Origin of the sequence: Bacillus sp. MUM 13 (assembly GCF_001866725.1) — a bacterium.
In the GTDB taxonomy this organism is placed as follows: domain Bacteria; phylum Bacillota; class Bacilli; order Bacillales; family DSM-1321; genus Peribacillus.
The window spans coordinates 35,622-52,360 of sequence record NZ_MLYQ01000049.1 but is presented as its reverse complement, the minus strand read 5'-3'; the positions used below and the strand labels follow the sequence as shown (position 1 = coordinate 52,360).

Below are 16,739 nucleotides of genomic sequence, written 5' to 3'. Positions count from 1 at the left end.
CCTTTCATTTTTTGTGGAGTTTTACAAACTTTCCTCCTTTTGGCCTGGGTATATAGTAGGTTAGTTAATATTCCTAACTAACAGGACGAAAAAACCCCTTAGCTAATGAATAACACAACAATTTGACTTTGTAAATACATGGATAACTTTTATTTAACAGAATAATCCAAATAATAAAAAAATATATTGAAACCGCTTTACATATAATTTATAGTTTAGTTAATTAGTAAAACTTACTAACCAAAATAATTAAGGCCGTGATGTGATGAGTCTAAAAGGGACACCAATGCATATGAAATACATGAATAAAAAAAGAATATTGCTGTGCATCCAGGAGTTTGCACCAATTTCACGGGCAGAAATTGCCGCTAAAATTAACATATCTAAGCCTACTGTATCCATGCTTGTGGAGGAGCTGATCCGGGAAAATTGGGTGTATGAAAAAGGCAGCGGTGAATCTTCATCACAGGGAGGAAGAAGGCCTATTCAGCTTTACTTTAATGAAAAAGCCATGTTCATTCTGGGTACAGATATCGGCGGCACAAAAGTCCATACTATTCTCAGTGATTTAAACGGCAGCATCATAGGGGAAAAAAGCTTTCACACAGCTGAATTTCTGAAGAGCGGGCTTTTGGAAAAAATTGCAGAAGATGTGGACTCCATGCTTATGGATAAGAACATTAACAGGGATTCCATATTAGGGCTGGGGGCAGGTGTTCCCGGTATCACGGATTCTAAACGTGGCATTGTATTGGAAGCCCCTAGCCTTGACTGGGTGAACTACCCGTTCATTGAGGAAGCTAAAAGGTACTTTGAATTTCCGGTTGTGGTGGATAATGATGTGAATGCTGCAGCTTTGGGAGAACAATGGCTGGGAGCAGCAAGGGATAAGAAAAACGTACTATTCATAGCTGTCGGAACTGGAATCGGAAGCGGCATTATCATTAATAATCAGCTTTACCGGGGAGCCTTTGGCGCAGCAGGAGAGATGGGCTATATGGTAACAGACCGGCAGGATGTAAAGAGAGATTTTAAACCGGTTTTTCAGCATTATGGATATTTGGAAAGTGTGGCAGGGGGGAAATCCATAGGAGAGGCATTTACCAGGAGCGTCAGAAATGACCCTGGCCACCCGCTTTACATGGAGGCCCTGTCTTCGGAATTAACTGGGGAGATGGCTTTTCTATGTGCTGCAAAAGGAGACGGGACTGCTAAAAAAGTAATCGGGGAAGCGACCGAGCATTTGGCATTTGGTGTCATTAATGCAGCAAGCCTGCTTAATCCTGAAATAATCATTCTAGGAGGTGGTGTCTCGAAATCATCTAATCAAATTTTGCCTAAGCTGTGTGAAATGGTCAAACAGTATCTTCCGGGATCACTGGAAATCCAGACAACAAAGCTTGGAAATCATGCTGGTGTTCTTGGAGCAGTTTCTCTGTTTTTAAGGGAACATAAAAGCATTCTTACTCATATTGAAGAGGGGGATTTTTTGTGAAGGTGAATAAAAAGATATCGGCAATAACGGCTTTAACCCTATCAGCTGCCATGTTCATGACGGCATGCAGCTCAGAGAAAAGCTCTGGTGATGGAGAAAAGAAAAAAAGTCTGGAAGAGAAAATTGTGGTCTATTCTCCTCATGGAAAGGATATTTTATCAGAGTTTGAGAAGAAGTTCGAAGCGAAGTACAACATTGATGTAGAGTGGCTCGATATGGGCTCGCAGGAGGTGCTCGACCGGGTCCGCTCTGAGAAAAATAATCCTCAGGCAGACATCTGGTGGGGAGCTCCGTCTACAAGTTTTGACCAGGCAAAGGATGAAGGATTGCTTGAACCCTACAAGCCAAAATACGCAAACACCCTCGCAGACGGCTTTCACGATCCAAAGTGGTATTGGACAGGAACTAGCCAAACTCCAGAAGTCATCATGTACAACAGCAAAAAGGTATCCAAAAGTGAAGCACCAAAAGATTGGGATGACCTTCTTGACCCCAAATGGAAAGACAAACTAATTATCCGCTATCCTTTAGCATCAGGAACCATGAGAACAATCTTCTCTTCTATGATTTACCGTGATTATAAAGATTCAAAAGATCCGGCAGAAGGCTATAAGTGGCTTGAGAAGCTGGACAAAAATACGAAGGAATATTCCGCCAATCCTGAAATGATGTATAACAAAGTGGCAAAAGGCGAAGGTGTCGTGACCGTCTGGGATATGCCGGATGTAGTTATGCTGAAGGAAACGAAAAATTATCCTTTCGAATTCATCATTCCGGAAAGCGGGACTCCTGTTCTAACAGAAGGGATCGCTGTAGTGAAGAAGGCGCCTCATCCAAAAGCGGCGAAAGCTTTTTATGAGTTTGTGAATTCTCCTGAAGCGGCTAAGATCCTGGCTAAGGACTTCTACAGGATTCCGACGAGAAACGATATTAAAGATCTGCCGGATTGGATCAAAAATACAGAAATTAAGAGCATGGATATCGACTGGTCTGTTTTCCAGAAGGAAAGCGATGGCTGGATGAAATACTGGGATGAAAATATAAAGAGCGGGAACAAAGAAATCAAGGAATAGGAAGTGAAAGGTATGGCGTCGATACAAATAGAAAATGTCCAAAAAACCTTTGGAAAGGTAACGGCAATTGATCACTTAAACCTTGATATTAGGGATGGTGAATTCTTTACCTTTCTTGGGCCAAGCGGATGCGGCAAGACGACAACACTGCGCATGATTGCCGGTTTTTATTATCCGACAAAGGGCATCGTCCGGTTTGGGGATAAGGATATGACGCAAGTACCTCCTGAAAAAAGAAATACAGGCATGGTTTTTCAAAACTATGCCCTTTTTCCTCATATGACCGTGTTTGAAAATGTAGCGTACGGACTTAGGGTGAGGAAAACCTCTCTCAAGGACATTAAGGAGCGTGTCGGCAATATTCTTCAGAAGGTACGTCTGGAAAAGTATGCTGAAAGACAAGTTAGCCAGTTAAGCGGAGGGCAGCAGCAGCGTGTGGCCTTGGCCCGTTCGCTTGTCATTGAGCCGGAAATTCTTTTGCTGGATGAGCCCCTGAGCAATCTGGATGCCAAACTGCGCGATGAAATGAGAAGTGAAATTCTCAGGCTGCAGCGTGAATATAAAATCACCACAATTTACGTGACTCATGATCAGGCGGAGGCATTATCGATGAGTGACCGGATTGCGGTGTTTCATTATGGAGTCTGCCAGCAGGTTGGAACGCCGGCAGAAATATATAATGAGCCAGCGAATGATTTTGTTGCAAGTTTCATAGGTGACATAAATCTGCTGCCGGTCAAAGAGATTTATAGGGAACATGGAAAACTGGAAGCTGAAGTTTTCCATGAAACCCAGCGTTTTTCTATACATACCCATCACATCGAGTCAGAGTTTGAGGGAGAGAACCTTGCCCTTTCCGTCAGGCCGGAAGCAATCAGGATTTTGGCGGCTGACCAAGACGGGCTATCTAATGTGTTTAAAGGCACGATTGAAGACATCCAGTTTTTTGGCTCGGTCATTAATCTTGACGTTTCGGCCGCGGGACATCGTCTTAAGGTCAATATCCTGAACAATAGTTCCTCTGCCTTGTATAAAAGGGGAGAGCAGGTGCTGGTTCATATACCAGAAGATCATATCCGCATTATTCCAATGGTAAAGGATGATGCTTTATGATGAAAAACCGGGACTCCAGGCTGACATATGGGCTGTTGATACCTGTTGTGCTTGTCCTTATTGCTTATGTGCTTTATCCATCGATTCGTACTCTTGTGGAAAGCCTGAATAAAGACGGCAGCCTGACACTATCAAACTATCAGGATTTCTTTTCCCAAAAATCGAAGACCAATTTAGAGGCGCTTTGGAATTCGGTTTATATTTCTGTATTAAGTGTAGTGGCCAGTGCCGTTATTGGTATCCCGCTTGCTTTGATCTTCAACCGCTATGATTTCCCTGGAAGGAAATTTTTCTCTACGGCAGCTATCATGCCAATTGTTCTTCCGTCGTTAGTCGGTGTAATGGCTTTTATGTTTTTATACGGTGAAACCGGACTGATTCCTAATTTAATAAAAGATTTGTTTGAACTAAAAAAAGTACCCTTCAAAATTGGGGGAGTATCCGGAATCCTGCTTGTGCACGCCTATACGATGTATGTGTACTTTTATATGACCGTTTCATCCGCACTGAATAAAATTGATCCTTCTCTTGAAGAAAGTGCCCACAACCTTGGGGGCTCAAGATTCAATGTGTTTTGGAAGGTGACGTTTCCGCTTTTGACACCTGCGATCGTGGCTGCTTCGCTTCTCGTGTTTATGATTTCTATGGCATCGTTTAGTGCGCCATTTTTATTGGCAGGCGGTTACCGGGTCCTTAGTCTGCAGATATATTTTTCGAAAATTAATGGTGATATGGAAATAGCTGCTGCACAATCGGTCATTCTTTCAATCGTTTCAATCAGCTTCCTGCTGTTCATGAGGTGGTATCAAAACAGGAAGGACTACCGAATGGCGACGAAGGGGATCGGAGCTCATCGCAGTGAAGTGAAAAATCCTGTCACGAAGTGGATCATGGTGATCTTCGGAATCTTGGCTGTCATCATTTTGCTTCTTCCGCACTTTACAATCCTGCTTCTTTCGCTGGTTCCGGATGGCACGTGGACATGGCAGACCTATCCATCGACATTCAACTTTGAAAACTTCCGTTTGCTTTTTGAAGATCCCAATATTCTGAAGCCGATTAAAAACAGTTTATTGCTGGCTGTGATTGCAACCGCAGGCAACCTGGTATTTGGTGTGCTTACTTCGTACTTGCTTGTGAAGAGGAAATTCGTCGGGAAGAACTTTGTGGATATCTTAGTGATGATTCCCTGGGCGCTGCCGGCAACAGTAATCGGGATGAATCTCGTTTTTGCTTTTAATGAACCGAATATTTTTTCCTTTGGAAACATTTTAGTAGGAACTTTTTGGATTTTGCCGCTTGCTTATTTTATCCGGCACATTCCGCTTGTGGTGCGGTCTACAAATGCAGTCCTTGAGCAGCTGGATGATTCGATTGAGGAAGCATCGCGGAGTCTCGGTGCAAAGTGGTTTTATACGTTCAGAAAAGTGATACTGCCTATTATTATGCCAGGTGTCCTTTCTGGAACACTGCTTGCCTTTGTTGAAGCAGTGGGAGAATTTCCTACTTCAGTTCTACTATATACCTTATCAAACCGTCCAATATCCATAGAAATCATGAATCAGCTGCGCATGTTTAATATGGGGCAAGCGGCAGCTTATGGCATGATCCAAATTATCTTAATTGCCGCTGTTCTCTTCATTTCAAATAAATTTTTTGGTGTAAAGGCGGAACAATCACTTTAATGGAGGTATTGTATGTTTGAAGATTTTATCAAAAGCGAAGGCACGGTCTTTCCCGGGAAAACCTATGTAGAGCAATTACTGAAGCCTGTTTTTAATGATCAAAGGGATTTCCTGTTTCATGTGATGTTTGATATTCACCGGGCGCATGTGATTATGCTTGCTGAAGAGGGGATTATTGAAAAGTCTGAAGCTGAGGTCATGCTCGGGGGAATCAATAAGGCCGCAGCTTGTGATTCTTCTTCATTATGTTATAAGCCAGAGTTTGAGGATTTATTTTTTATGATGGAAGCGCGGATTGGGGAGGAAATAGGCGCTGAGCTTGCCGGCAAGATTCATATTGCAAGGAGCCGGAATGATATGGGTGTGGCGATGTACCGGCTCGTGCTGAGACAGAACCTTCTGGAAACCCTTGGGCATGTTCAGTTATTAAGCGAGGCTCTGCTCTATCAGGCAGAGAAACATAAAAATACGGTGATGACCGGCTATACGCATACACAGCCGGCCCAGCCGACAACGCTTGGGCATTATCTGCTCGCTGTTTATGATGTGCTGCAAAGAGATGCGAAGAGGCTCCAGACTGCATATGAAACGGTGAACAAATCGCCTCTTGGAGCGGCCGCCCTGACGACTACAGGCTTTCCGATTTCGCGCAGCCGGACATGTGAATTGCTTGGCTTTGAGGGAGTGATTGAGAATTCCTATGATTCGATTGCAGGTGCCGATTATCTGCTTGAAACGGCTTCTGCCATTATGACGTTAATGGTGGATTCGGGCCGGTGGATTCAGGATTTCCTGCAGCATGTGACAAGAGAGTTCGGCTCCTTTACTGTGGCGGATCCTTATGTCCAGGTGAGCAGCATTATGCCGCAAAAACGAAATCCGGTGTCCATTGAGCATGCGAGGGCACTTGCCAGCAGCTCTTTCGGGGACGCAATGGCTGCTGTGAACATGATTCATAATACACCGTTTGGCGATATCGTGGATACAGAGGATGATCTGCAGCCGCATCTGTACCGGGCATTCAATAATGCAAACCGTGTGCTGAAGCTGATGTATGCCGTCATTTCCACCCTGAAGGTCAATGAAGGGCATATGAAAAAAATGGCCGGTAAATCAAGCATCACCATCACCGAGCTGGCCGATACATTATCACGTGACTACGGGATATCCTTCCGCCATGCCCATTCCATTGCAAGTGCCGTTGCAAAAAAAACAAAGCAGCAGAATATGGAATTATATGATTGGGACGTTCAGGACATAAACAATATGCTGAAGGATTTTGTCTCTGTCACACTTACAAAAGAAGAGTGGCAGAAAATTATTTCCCCGGAATATTTTGTTGAAATCAGGAAGGTACAGGGCGGACCGAATCCTGATGAAGTTGAGAGGATGATTTTACAGCGGAAAGAAGCTCTTTTGAAGGCTAAAGGTGATTGGGAAAAAGTGATGAATATATTGAAGGAAAAACGGGCTGAACTGATAGCTTTTACGTTCAGAGATTGAACCGGGGGGAGAGCTCCCGGTTTTTTTTGGTATCATGAATTTGTGATTGTCCTGCCATTTATTGTATGATAGGGTACTAAGAATATATGGGTTAGGATGAATGTAATGAATCAGCCGCAAACGAATGAGACGATTGCACGCAGGGATAAAAAGCTGTTTAAAATGTTGGTGATTATCGCTTGGGCTTTTGTACTCTGCGTGAACACTTGGACAAAAAGCCTTGAGCAATTCCTTGATTTTAAATCGCTGGGTTTTACCTGGAACCCGTCTCCGGATTTTGTATCCTTTTTTTATTTTTATGATTTAACATTGATACACCAAGACTTTATCATCGTGAAGCTTGGACATTTCACAGGTTTTGCCGTGATGGATCTATTGCTGTATTGGCTCTTGAAAAACCATAAGCGGGCAATTTTGATTTCTTTTGCCTTTGCGTTTTTTACGGAGTTTTTTCAGCTGTTCTTCGGCAGAGACGGACGCTTATATGACCTTGGGATTGACACACTGGGTATCTTGTTTGTCTCCTTTTTTCTGAGTGTGTTTGAGCGGAGGGTACGCGGATAGAATGAGGGGCAAATCTTTAGGGATTTGTTCTTTTTTTATGCCTTCGCTCGAATCAAAGGGAGTTTGGCTCGAATCACTGGACATTTGGCTCTAATGAAGGGGGATTTCGCTCGAATCAGAGCTGATTTGGCGTTATTATCCATAAAAATGGAAATTAAAGTGCGTGATAGCCCTGTGCAGTGAGGGAAACAGAGATGTTTTGAATATATTAATGGCGAAGAGTGCGCCTTAAGACAAAATAAGGCGGACTATCTAGCGTTTTTTGCTAGAGTAAGAGGTAATTTCGGAATGTGTTTCATTCACGACCATGTTCGTTCTCCGTTTGGTTTGTCAAAGCGCCCAATTAGGCCTTTTTTGCATTCGCTCGAATCACCGGGAGTTTGGCTCGATTCACTGCACATTTGGCTCTAATAAAGGGGAATTTCGCTCGAATCAGAGCTGATTTGATACTATTATCCATAAAAATGGAAATTAAAGTGTGGAAAGGGCTATGTAAAGTAAGGAAAACGGGCTTTTTTCGCATTTTTTTAATGATACAGGTAATTGTATATGATTTTCATCTTCTTTATCAAAGGTGAAGTTAAGGTTATTGGGTGATTCTGAATGATATCCCTGAAGTCTTATAACATCTAGCGACAATGTGGAGCACTACAACTTTATTTAATGTGGTTTCAATTCCTCGACAATAGAAAAATGGAAAGCCATTTGAGTAAGAAAAAGCAAATGCTTATCTTGGAAAGTGTTTATGGAACTTGGGAAGCCGCAGATAAATTAAAACTGAGAAACTACGCATTCTGGTTTGAAGATTATTCCAGTTATTTCATAGGAAAATAAAAATACATATAAAAAATAGGAGCTGGAAATTGTATCTCCTAGCTCGTGTGTTTTACTAAAGTAAAGTAAGTTTACTCTCCTAAATTCAATAACCATTTACGCAATTTATCCTTCGGGTAGTACACCTTACCGCCTATTATAATATGCGGAATGTCTGAATGCTCTTGAATTAAAGATTTTGTATCTTCTCTCGATATCCCTATAAAATAATGCACATCATTTTCTTTAATTAGTTGGTGTTCATCATCTTCATTTAACGAATCGAAAAGGCTTTTTGCATTCGGGTTTTTAAAATTTTTCAGTCCATCTCCGATAAAATATCCTGCAACGGCAATCCCTATCGATACAAAAAACATACTCCATTCCATTACTTTCTCTCCCTACTAAAAAATGTTCATTCTATCTAATGTTTGATGTTAAAAACCGTATTCATTTTATTTTTATTAATCTGTGCCTTTAGTTTAAGTACATTCCTTCACAATATTATTCTTATTTTACCGTAAATATCCAGTTTTGTTAAAACTAATTTAATTAGATGGAGGGGGAAGTCATCTCAACATTTTTCAACAAATCAACCTTGTCCTTTAACATAGCTTTATAAAAAAACAAGTAAAAGATCGATATGGCGTTGATTGCCCAAATAGTGATGGTGATGATGAGATCATCCATCCGCCATGTAAGGATGATGGCAACAATAATCATGGAGAGGGAAAGCAGCATTTTTTCAATCATATTTGGCCACCGTTTTTATTTTTAATTGCTCTATAAATTTTTCAGGATGGTCCAAGCGTATCGCTACTTTGCTGTATGTTTTTTCAATTCCGAAGAAAAGAACAGCACGCTGTGGTTCTTTTAATTCTAAAATGATGTGTGGGTGCATCGCCTCGAAGTCTTTGGCTATAAATTCGATTGTTGTGGTCCTGTCGGTTTTTTTCTCAAGTTCATTCGGATTTGTGTTGATTTCAGCGATGTTATCAAGCGGCAATGCCATTTTCTTTGCCAATCCAAGAGAGAGGTACAAGGTGCTGCCTGACAGTTTAACCGGATTCAGCCTGATTGTCTGGATGTCACCAACAAAAAATATGACGGAGCAGATGTTCAGTATGAGAAGCACTAGTGACAGGACAGCTGAATAGTTGTGAAGCCACCAGTGTATGCCAATTGTTTCAATCACAATGGCATGAAGCAACATGATCTGAAATGCAATCATGCTAGTATTTTTATGGAGGGTATAGGTGTTTTCTTCAGCAGCTGGAATTTTTCTCCACGACATAAAGGTATAGTAAAACATTAGGAAATCTGAAGCGGCTGCCCTCACTATAGGATGTTTGCCTGTTTTCTTTTCGACTGCAGACGGAAAGGAGAAAAGCAGGCCTTCTTCGCTTTGGCGGACTTCCTGTATGATTGCAGGGAGATTGCGCATGAGCATAAACAGCAGTCCCAGCTCCAAAAACAGAAGCAGTCCTTCAATTGCAAATCCTCCATATGAAAGAGCCTTGTACGGCTGGAAGTATTCCTGCGGGATCAGAAATCGTGCCAATATAATGCCGGCAGCCATTGAAAGAATTAGACGCTTCACATGGCCATTCTTTTTCCTATTAATCACAACAAGCAGCAGGGGCGATATGATTGCCAAATCAAAAATGGAGCCGAGCGTGACCAAGTTCGTTTCCTCCAGCAGGATAATTGGAGAAAGGGGGGAGCGGTATAATAAAATATTTGATCCAAGCACCAGGAATAACAGCGCCTTCCAGATATAATTTTTATTCCCTAACTTCCGAACTAGCATCTCATCATCTCCCTTATACATTCATTATAGCGTGTTTGAAAATATTTCCTTAAATTAATTTTTACATTTTTTCAAAACTTTTCATGCGGCTGGTAAGGTTTTGTGCTTAATCGGGAAAGTGGTTTCAGAAATCATGGTATAGATAACTGAAAAGGATGATTTTTCAAGGGAGGTGTTTCGTGAGAATAAAGTTATTTAAATCATATTAAAGTCGTTTAAAAAATAATAAAGTCATTTAAAACTAAACGTCAGTTATGCTATTCAACAATAGGGCCAGTTTGTTGAACATCACTTATAAAGAAAAATTGGTTAGAAGGAAGAAACTGTGAAGACTTTCACTTGAACTACCATGAAAATTAACTGACTGCTTGATTGTGTTCTTTTCTCTCTAATCAAATCTGTAGGGTAAAACAAGCTAGATAGCAATATGGTGAAAAACTGCGTAATTAAGAGATAAGTGTTTGTTTAGAGGGAAGTTAGTTGAAAAGAACCGAATGGTAAACATCTTCCCGTTTAAACCGACATAAACAACAAGGGGGGACGACTATGCACAGAAAATGGAAAGCCATGTTGTCATTTTTGATGGTATGTACGATTGGAATGGCCATTCACGCCATGGCGGCCAAGAAAACAGAACAAAGCGGACTGTATGTCTCTCCTGTTGGCGATGATAAAAATCCAGGAAGCAGGAAAAAACCGCTTAAAACCATACAAAAAGCAGTCAATCTCGCAGAACCTGGTACCACGGTCTATGTACGACATGGGACTTATCGTGAACAGGTGGTCATCAAAAAATCCGGGCGTAAAGAAGCCCCTATTACGTTGAAAGCGTATCCGAAGGAAAAGGCGACCATTGATGGAAGCCGCGTTCAGGTGTCGTGGGACCATCAGGGCTTGGTTTCGATCCATGACAAAAGCTATGTCACGGTCGAGGGATTTGAAATCAAGCAGTATAAAACCAAAAAGGAAGACTTGGTGCCCATCGGAATTTCCGTCAGCGGGAGCGGGAAAGGGGTCAAGATTTTACGGAACCATGTGCACCATATCGAAACGCAGCATAAAAACGGGAACGCCCATGGAATTGCGGTATATGGCACCAATGCACCGGACGCGATCGAGGATATTATCGTTTCAGGAAACAAACTGGAAGACATGAAGTTGGGTTGGAGTGAGTCGCTCGTGTTAAACGGAAATGTTTCGAACTTTAAGGTGACAGACAACCTCCTAAGGCGAAACGACAACATCGGAATTGATATCATCGGATTCGAGGGTGTATCCACTGAGGAGAAGTTCGACCAGGCGAGAAACGGAATCATCCGCAACAATACGGTCTATGACATTTCCAGTTACGGAAACCCGTCCTACGGAAATGATTATTCTGCGGGCGGTATTTATGTCGATGGAGGAAAACAGATCACCATCGAAAACAATCGTGTCTATCAGAATGATATAGGCATAGAAGCGGCCAGTGAACACGGCGGAAAATCCACAAGCTCGGTCACGATAAGGAACAATGTCATTTATGAAAACAGAAGTGCAGGCATTGCAATCGGTGGCTATGATCACAAAAGAGGAAGCACCGTGAAAAATAGGATTACAGGGAACATCCTGTATGAAAACGATTCCAAATTTCAAGACGGGGGCCAACTGCTCATACAATACCACACAAAGCAAAACAGGATTGAGAACAACATCATGGTGGCCGGGAAATCAAAGCTTTTAATCAGCAGTCCTACCAATCAAATTAACAGCAATAAGATCGACAACAATGTCTATTACTATGAAAAAGGAGATAAACAAACACGCTGGATCTGGCAATCGGAAGAAGTCACCGGCTTTGCAGAGTATCAACAGAAAAGCCTCCAGGATCGTAAAAGCACGTTCCGGAAGCCCATCTTCGCGGATGAAAGGAAACGGGACTTCCGATTGGTCACCAAAAAGTAACCAGTAGTATAATGGGTACATACTACATCTCGATAGGAACGATGATAAATGAAAAGGATACCCGAACATAATTCTTACTGGAGCCAACGAGGGTTGAGAAGTCTATATAATCGGTATAGAAAAAGTGTTTTACATGAAAATTAAGTGCAAAATGTGCAAGTACGAGAAGCATTATGACCTTCCAAAAGCTAAGGTTGCTGCTATAAGCAGATGCTGCACGATATAGAGCAATGCTGAGCAGTTTCCCTGCGAAAATATTGGTTATGAAATGGAAGCTGAAATCAGGATACAATCTGAGGGAGGTTTTAATGTTAGATTTAGTGATTTAAGAATACTTTCATTGATTACAATATTGCTTCTAATAGATTGCAGAGCAAAAAAAAGAAGACCCGATGGGGCCTTCTTTTTTGCTAAATTTATATACGTTTCGCACCGATAAATTTAGGCTTCCAGTATGAATTGCTTGTTGCAGCAATGGATACTCCTTTTGATGTAGCAGCTTGGATCATTTTTCCGCTTCCCATGTAGATGGAAACGTGAGTTGGGCGGGATGCCCGGTTTGGAGCGAAGAACATTAAGTCGCCTGTTTTTAAAGAGCTGACGCGGCTTCCTTTTTCGTACATATCCGCTGCTGTGCGGGGCAATGTTTTGCCGGCTTTTGCATATGAATATTTCACAAGTCCTGAGCAATCGAATCCGCTTGGTGTAGTGCCGCCGTATCTATATTTGACGCCTAAGTTGCTTTTAGCAACCTTAATTGCTTTTGCATGGTACGCCGTGGTTTTAGGAGCTGAATATGTAGCAAGATATTTTGAACTTACATATCCTGATTTTGAACTTGCTTTGATTTTAGCCCAGCCTTTTGAAGTTGAGTAAACCGTAACTTTTGTGCCTTTTTTTAATTTAGCAACGATGGATGCTCTAGTAGAAGCGCTTTTCCGTACGTTTAGCGTTCCTGAACTGACTTTCACATATTTGCTTGTAGCGGCTTCACTTAAAGTAGGTGCGACCACTGAGATACTTGATGCAAGTAAAACTAACGATAACAATTTCTTTAACAATGTAATTTACCCCCGAATCATATTTGCTAAACTCAATATATACAAATGAGATAACAAAAACATCACAGGTATATTACAAAAAAATTACGTTGCTTATAAATCTATGAAAACGCTGATATAGCAGGCTTGATGGCAATATAGTAATTATTGGTACTTTTTATATTTTGCTAGCAGAACCAGCTGTAAAGGATCCTCGCCCACCCAATTGCAGACACCCACAGTGGGATGCTTAAAAAAACACCCCACATAAATCCCCTTGGAAAACCGCCGGTATCCTCTTTCATAAACTACACTCCTCCCACAGGTTTTTTGCAGACTATGAAAAACACGGGCTCTTCTTTTATTATAAATGCCGCCTGATAAGGAAACTGTCAAATGGCGGACGAATGGCATGAAAATGATTGTCGTAAATCAGAAGATATAGAGTGAAATGCGGACAACTTCCTCAAGATTTTACATATGATATAGAGAATCTATAGTATGGGAGGTTTCTGCATGATAAACTGGAAAGTCCGATTTAAAAATAGGCTGTGGCTTACAGGTTTTCTGTCACAGCTTTTCATAGTCATTGAAATCCTTTTGGTAGGGGCGCATGCGATTGGCCTTACTGATTTTAAACTGACAGAGGATATAAAGGGCTGGGTGCTGTCCCTTGTAAATGCTGTTGCGGCACTTCTGTCCACAGTCACGAATATTCAGGATCCTACTACAAAAGGATATAGCGACAGCAGCCAGGCGAAGGACTACGAGCATCCAAGATAAAAAAAGCCCGGCTGCTGACAGCGGGGCTTCGTTATGTACTGTATGTATGTTTTTAATGCTGCTCTTTCGATTTCCCGCAGCGCACGCAAACATCTGTATAATAGCTGTATTTGTGATTACGGTGGAATAAGCATAATAGAGATTTAATTTTGCTCATGAATGATCGCTCCTTTATTTGTAGCCTTTTCCATTTTACAGAAGGAAACCTTGTCCAGTAAGTGAGTCTTTCTGGATGATAAAGGCATTTATTACAGATAAGGAAAATTGCTTAAGGAATAGGAGATTCAATCATTTTTGTTAAAAAAAGTAGGGTTCGGGACAATAGACCTGTTTTGCCTGAAGTTATTGGGGTATATAAAAATTAACACATCCGTATAAGGGGCAAAATCATTGAAAAGTGATGGCGCAAAGCTATAGGGGCTAACGCATCTGCTATGCCAGCCAGCTGCCGGATTCTTACTGGGACCTGCGAGGGGGACATCATGATGCTGCTTTTTCTTGGAGGGCTATTCTCTGGGTCATTTCTCATGTTATTTGTAATGAGTCTCATGTATGCGGCTAAGCGCGGCGATGAGCAAGGAAGGTATTTTTAAATAGGAGAGGGGACGAAAGGCTGTATCCTTTCATCCCGAATCTGCCATTATGACGTTTTCTTTAAGTTAGCATGTGAACGATAATAGCTGACCGCTTCCAAAACGAATCTTTTTTCCTGTGCTGTTAGCAAGTTCCATGTTCCGGCTTTGATTTTCATAATAATCTCTCCTTCGCTAGTATTTTATATTTTAAATGCTAATTATTTATAATTTATACTCTCAGTATACCGCCAATTCTTGTGAAACAAACAACACAAATTCCATCAGCTTTCCTCAGCAATAGACCTGATTTTACTCTTGGTGCTGAGGCTTTTTAGCATTCTTGGAGGAATGCTGTATGGTTTTGATGAGGAATATGTGCGAAAACACTAAAAACGTCGAATGTTTTTTTATGGGTTTTTTTGAAAAAAATAGGTTTAGTGGAGTTTGCGCTGGCAGAAATACTCTTGAGGGAGTATTTTTTTGTGGACTAGGGGGGTATTTGGGCTAAATATATGAAAAGCTGCCTGGCTGCTGCTTCAGACAGCTTTTCATATTATTTCATTCTATAAATCCTGGCTTCATAAGGACGTAAACTGAAAGAGTTTATATCATCATGTTCCACTTCGTAATTGGACAGCAGCAGTTCAGGAGCCTGAGCCTTTAGTTCTTCTGGCAGTTCAAACACAGGTGTTCTCTCAAAGAAGTTCAGGATTACGAGCAGCTTTTCATCCTCAAGTGTACGTGTGTATACATAAAGGTCGGGATCAAGCGGAAGCAGCAGCTTGTATGCTCCGTATACAAAAACATCGTACTGTTTTCTGAGGGAAATCAGGTTCCGGTAGAAGTGCAGAATAGAGTGCTCGTCCCTTATCGCATGCTGGACATTCACTTTCGGGTAATTGGAATTGACTCCAAGCCACGGCTCGCCTTCTGTGAAGCCTGCGTTAGGTGTGTCGTCCCATTGCATGGGTGTGCGCGAATTGTCACGGCTTTTTTTCCATATCGATTCCATGATGGCATTCAATGGGGTGCTGCTTTCCAGTGCCTGTTTGTAATAATTCAGGGTTTCGACATCCCGGTATCCCTTAATGGATGGGAATTGTGGGTTGGTCATGCCGATTTCTTCTCCCTGGAAAATGTAGGGAGTTCCTTCAAGAGTCAGTAAAAAGGCAGCAAGCATTTTGGCGGATTCCACCCGATACTCCTTGTCATTGCCAAAACGGGAAACAGAACGCGGCTGGTCGTGGTTGCAGAGATAATTTGCATTCCATCCTTTTCCATGCAGGACGGTTTGCCATTTGCTCATCACGTTTTTTAAATCCAAGAGGTTCCAGGACATCAGCTTCCATTTTCCTGTCCCGCCGGCTGCGGAATCTAACTGCATATGCTCGAACTGAAACACCATGTTCAGTTCCTTGCGCTTGTCCCCGATATAATTCAGGGCCTGCTCCGGCCCGAGTCCTGACGTTTCTCCGACGGTCATGATGTCATAGTCCTCAAGCACCTCGTTTAAGTTATGAAGAAGAGTATGCACTTTTTCCAGATTGGAAAAGAGAGTATAGGCCCTGACATATGGAAGGTGGTTCGGATCCGGGGCGTCTGGCAGTCCTTCTGCTTTTACAATATGTGCGATTGCATCAAACCTGAAGCCGTCAATTCCTTTATCCAGCCACCAGCGGACCATTTCATCAATTTCACTGATCATTTGTTCGTTCTTCCAGTTGAGGTCAGGCTGATGCTCGGTATACAGGTGCATGTAGTATTCATCCGTCGTTTCATCATACTTCCACACCGAGCCGCTGAAATAAGACTCCCAGTTGTTTGGAGGGCCTCCGTTTTTTCCTTTTCTCCATATATAATAATCGCGCTTTGGATTGTCGGCGGAAGAGCGTGACTCGATAAACCACGGATGCTCGTCGGATGTATGGTTAACCACAAGATCCATAATAATCTTGATGCCCATATCATGTGCCTTATTCAAGAGCTCATCAAAATCCTCCATCGTTCCAAATTGCTTCATGATACCCCGGTAGTCGCTGATATCATAGCCGTTATCATGATTGGGAGAGGTGTAAATGGGACAAAGCCAGACCACATCGATTCCGAGATCTTTTATGTATGGAAGTTTGGAGATAATCCCCTGAAGATCCCCGATTCCGTCTCCATCGGAATCCATGAATGAAGCGGGGTAAATCTGATAAACCACACTTTCTTTCCACCATTTTCTGTTCATGTTTCTGTGAGCCCTCCTTTGAAACGTTCTTCCATTTTTTTACCCTTTCTTTTTATGATAGAAACGCTCTTGAAGTTTGTATGCGTATTTTTGAATTCGTTCACCTGA

General features: G+C 42.0%; 13 protein-coding genes, 1 pseudogene and 1 riboswitch. Of the genes and pseudogenes, 9 read left to right on the top strand and 5 right to left on the bottom strand.

Annotated features, from left to right (window positions below; translation table 11 throughout):
• Positions 1-292: 292 nt before the first annotated feature.
• The 7 genes and pseudogenes from BIV59_RS14020 to BIV59_RS23280 all read left to right on the top strand — a co-directional run.
• On the top strand, positions 293-1,495 hold the full coding sequence (locus tag BIV59_RS14020) for an ROK family transcriptional regulator (RefSeq protein ID WP_240501908.1): 1,203 nt from the start codon (positions 293-295) through the stop codon (positions 1,493-1,495).
• Entirely contained in the window at positions 1,492-2,568 is a 1,077-nt protein-coding gene (locus tag BIV59_RS14015) for an extracellular solute-binding protein (RefSeq protein WP_071352088.1), read from the top strand. The genes BIV59_RS14020 and BIV59_RS14015 overlap by 4 nt, the downstream gene beginning before the upstream one ends.
• 12 nt (positions 2,569-2,580) lie before the next feature.
• Positions 2,581-3,681 carry an ABC transporter ATP-binding protein gene (locus BIV59_RS14010; protein WP_071352087.1) on the top strand — a complete coding sequence of 367 codons (1,101 nt, stop codon included), beginning with the start codon at positions 2,581-2,583 and terminating at the stop codon, positions 3,679-3,681.
• Positions 3,678-5,366, top strand: a complete 1,689-nt coding sequence (locus tag BIV59_RS14005) for an ABC transporter permease (protein WP_071352086.1) — start codon at positions 3,678-3,680, stop codon at positions 5,364-5,366. The genes BIV59_RS14010 and BIV59_RS14005 overlap by 4 nt, the downstream gene beginning before the upstream one ends.
• Positions 5,367-5,378: 12 nt before the next feature.
• The gene (gene argH / locus BIV59_RS14000; protein ID WP_071352085.1) at positions 5,379-6,869 is read left to right on the top strand and encodes an argininosuccinate lyase; all 1,491 of its coding nucleotides are present in this window, start codon (positions 5,379-5,381) and stop codon (positions 6,867-6,869) included.
• Positions 6,870-6,974: 105 nt separating this feature from the next.
• Complete coding sequence (locus BIV59_RS13995; RefSeq protein WP_071352084.1) at positions 6,975-7,433, top strand: VanZ family protein; 459 nt, start codon at positions 6,975-6,977, stop codon at positions 7,431-7,433.
• Between the two features lie 648 nt (positions 7,434-8,081).
• A pseudogene (locus BIV59_RS23280) lies at positions 8,082-8,267 on the top strand (hypothetical protein); the annotation flags it as partial.
• Between the two features lie 71 nt (positions 8,268-8,338).
• On the opposite strand, the gene BIV59_RS13990 reads toward BIV59_RS23280, so the two are convergent.
• The 3 genes from BIV59_RS13990 to BIV59_RS13980 form a co-directional block, all read right to left on the bottom strand.
• On the bottom strand, positions 8,339-8,635 hold the full coding sequence (locus BIV59_RS13990) for a MerR family transcriptional regulator (protein WP_071352083.1): 297 nt from the start codon (positions 8,633-8,635) through the stop codon (positions 8,339-8,341).
• 163 nt (positions 8,636-8,798) lie between these two features.
• A complete protein-coding gene (locus BIV59_RS13985; RefSeq protein WP_071352082.1) occupies positions 8,799-8,999 on the bottom strand; it encodes a hypothetical protein in 201 nt (66 codons plus the stop codon).
• Positions 8,992-10,056, bottom strand: a complete 1,065-nt coding sequence (locus BIV59_RS13980) for a hypothetical protein (protein ID WP_071352081.1) — start codon at positions 10,054-10,056, stop codon at positions 8,992-8,994. The genes BIV59_RS13985 and BIV59_RS13980 overlap by 8 nt, the downstream gene beginning before the upstream one ends.
• 546 nt (positions 10,057-10,602) lie before the next feature.
• Here BIV59_RS13980 and BIV59_RS13975 point away from each other — a divergent pair.
• Positions 10,603-12,000 carry a right-handed parallel beta-helix repeat-containing protein gene (locus BIV59_RS13975; RefSeq protein WP_071352080.1) on the top strand — a complete coding sequence of 466 codons (1,398 nt, stop codon included), beginning with the start codon at positions 10,603-10,605 and terminating at the stop codon, positions 11,998-12,000.
• A 416-nt stretch (positions 12,001-12,416) separates the two neighbouring features.
• Here BIV59_RS13975 and BIV59_RS13970 read toward each other — a convergent pair whose 3' ends face one another.
• Positions 12,417-13,061 (bottom strand): C40 family peptidase, encoded by a 645-nt coding sequence (locus tag BIV59_RS13970; RefSeq protein WP_139194372.1) that lies wholly within the window; start codon positions 13,059-13,061, stop codon positions 12,417-12,419.
• Positions 13,062-13,556: 495 nt separating this feature from the next.
• Between BIV59_RS13970 and BIV59_RS13965 the strand changes: the two genes are divergently transcribed.
• The gene (locus BIV59_RS13965; protein ID WP_071352079.1) at positions 13,557-13,823 is read left to right on the top strand and encodes a phage holin; all 267 of its coding nucleotides are present in this window, start codon (positions 13,557-13,559) and stop codon (positions 13,821-13,823) included.
• Positions 13,824-14,193: 370 nt separating this feature from the next.
• A riboswitch (cyclic di-GMP riboswitch) is annotated at positions 14,194-14,276 on the top strand.
• Between the two features lie 675 nt (positions 14,277-14,951).
• Here BIV59_RS13965 and BIV59_RS13960 read toward each other — a convergent pair.
• Positions 14,952-16,631 carry a glycoside hydrolase family 13 protein gene (locus BIV59_RS13960; RefSeq protein ID WP_071352078.1) on the bottom strand — a complete coding sequence of 560 codons (1,680 nt, stop codon included), beginning with the start codon at positions 16,629-16,631 and terminating at the stop codon, positions 14,952-14,954.
• Positions 16,632-16,739 lie beyond the last annotated feature (108 nt).

Coding starts and splice junctions, on each gene's coding strand:
- BIV59_RS14020 (WP_240501908.1), top strand. CDS start 293: ATGAAATACATGAATAAAAAAAGAATATTGCTGTGCATCCAGGAGTTT.
- BIV59_RS14010 (WP_071352087.1), top strand. CDS start 2,581: ATGGCGTCGATACAAATAGAAAATGTCCAAAAAACCTTTGGAAAGGTA.
- BIV59_RS14005 (WP_071352086.1), top strand. CDS start 3,678: ATGATGAAAAACCGGGACTCCAGGCTGACATATGGGCTGTTGATACCT.
- argH (WP_071352085.1), top strand. CDS start 5,379: ATGTTTGAAGATTTTATCAAAAGCGAAGGCACGGTCTTTCCCGGGAAA.
- BIV59_RS13995 (WP_071352084.1), top strand. CDS start 6,975: ATGAATCAGCCGCAAACGAATGAGACGATTGCACGCAGGGATAAAAAG.
- BIV59_RS13990 (WP_071352083.1), bottom strand. CDS start 8,635: ATGGAATGGAGTATGTTTTTTGTATCGATAGGGATTGCCGTTGCAGGA.
- BIV59_RS13985 (WP_071352082.1), bottom strand. CDS start 8,999: ATGATTGAAAAAATGCTGCTTTCCCTCTCCATGATTATTGTTGCCATC.
- BIV59_RS13980 (WP_071352081.1), bottom strand. CDS start 10,056: ATGCTAGTTCGGAAGTTAGGGAATAAAAATTATATCTGGAAGGCGCTG.
- BIV59_RS13975 (WP_071352080.1), top strand. CDS start 10,603: ATGCACAGAAAATGGAAAGCCATGTTGTCATTTTTGATGGTATGTACG.
- BIV59_RS13965 (WP_071352079.1), top strand. CDS start 13,557: ATGATAAACTGGAAAGTCCGATTTAAAAATAGGCTGTGGCTTACAGGT.
- BIV59_RS13960 (WP_071352078.1), bottom strand. CDS start 16,631: ATGAACAGAAAATGGTGGAAAGAAAGTGTGGTTTATCAGATTTACCCC.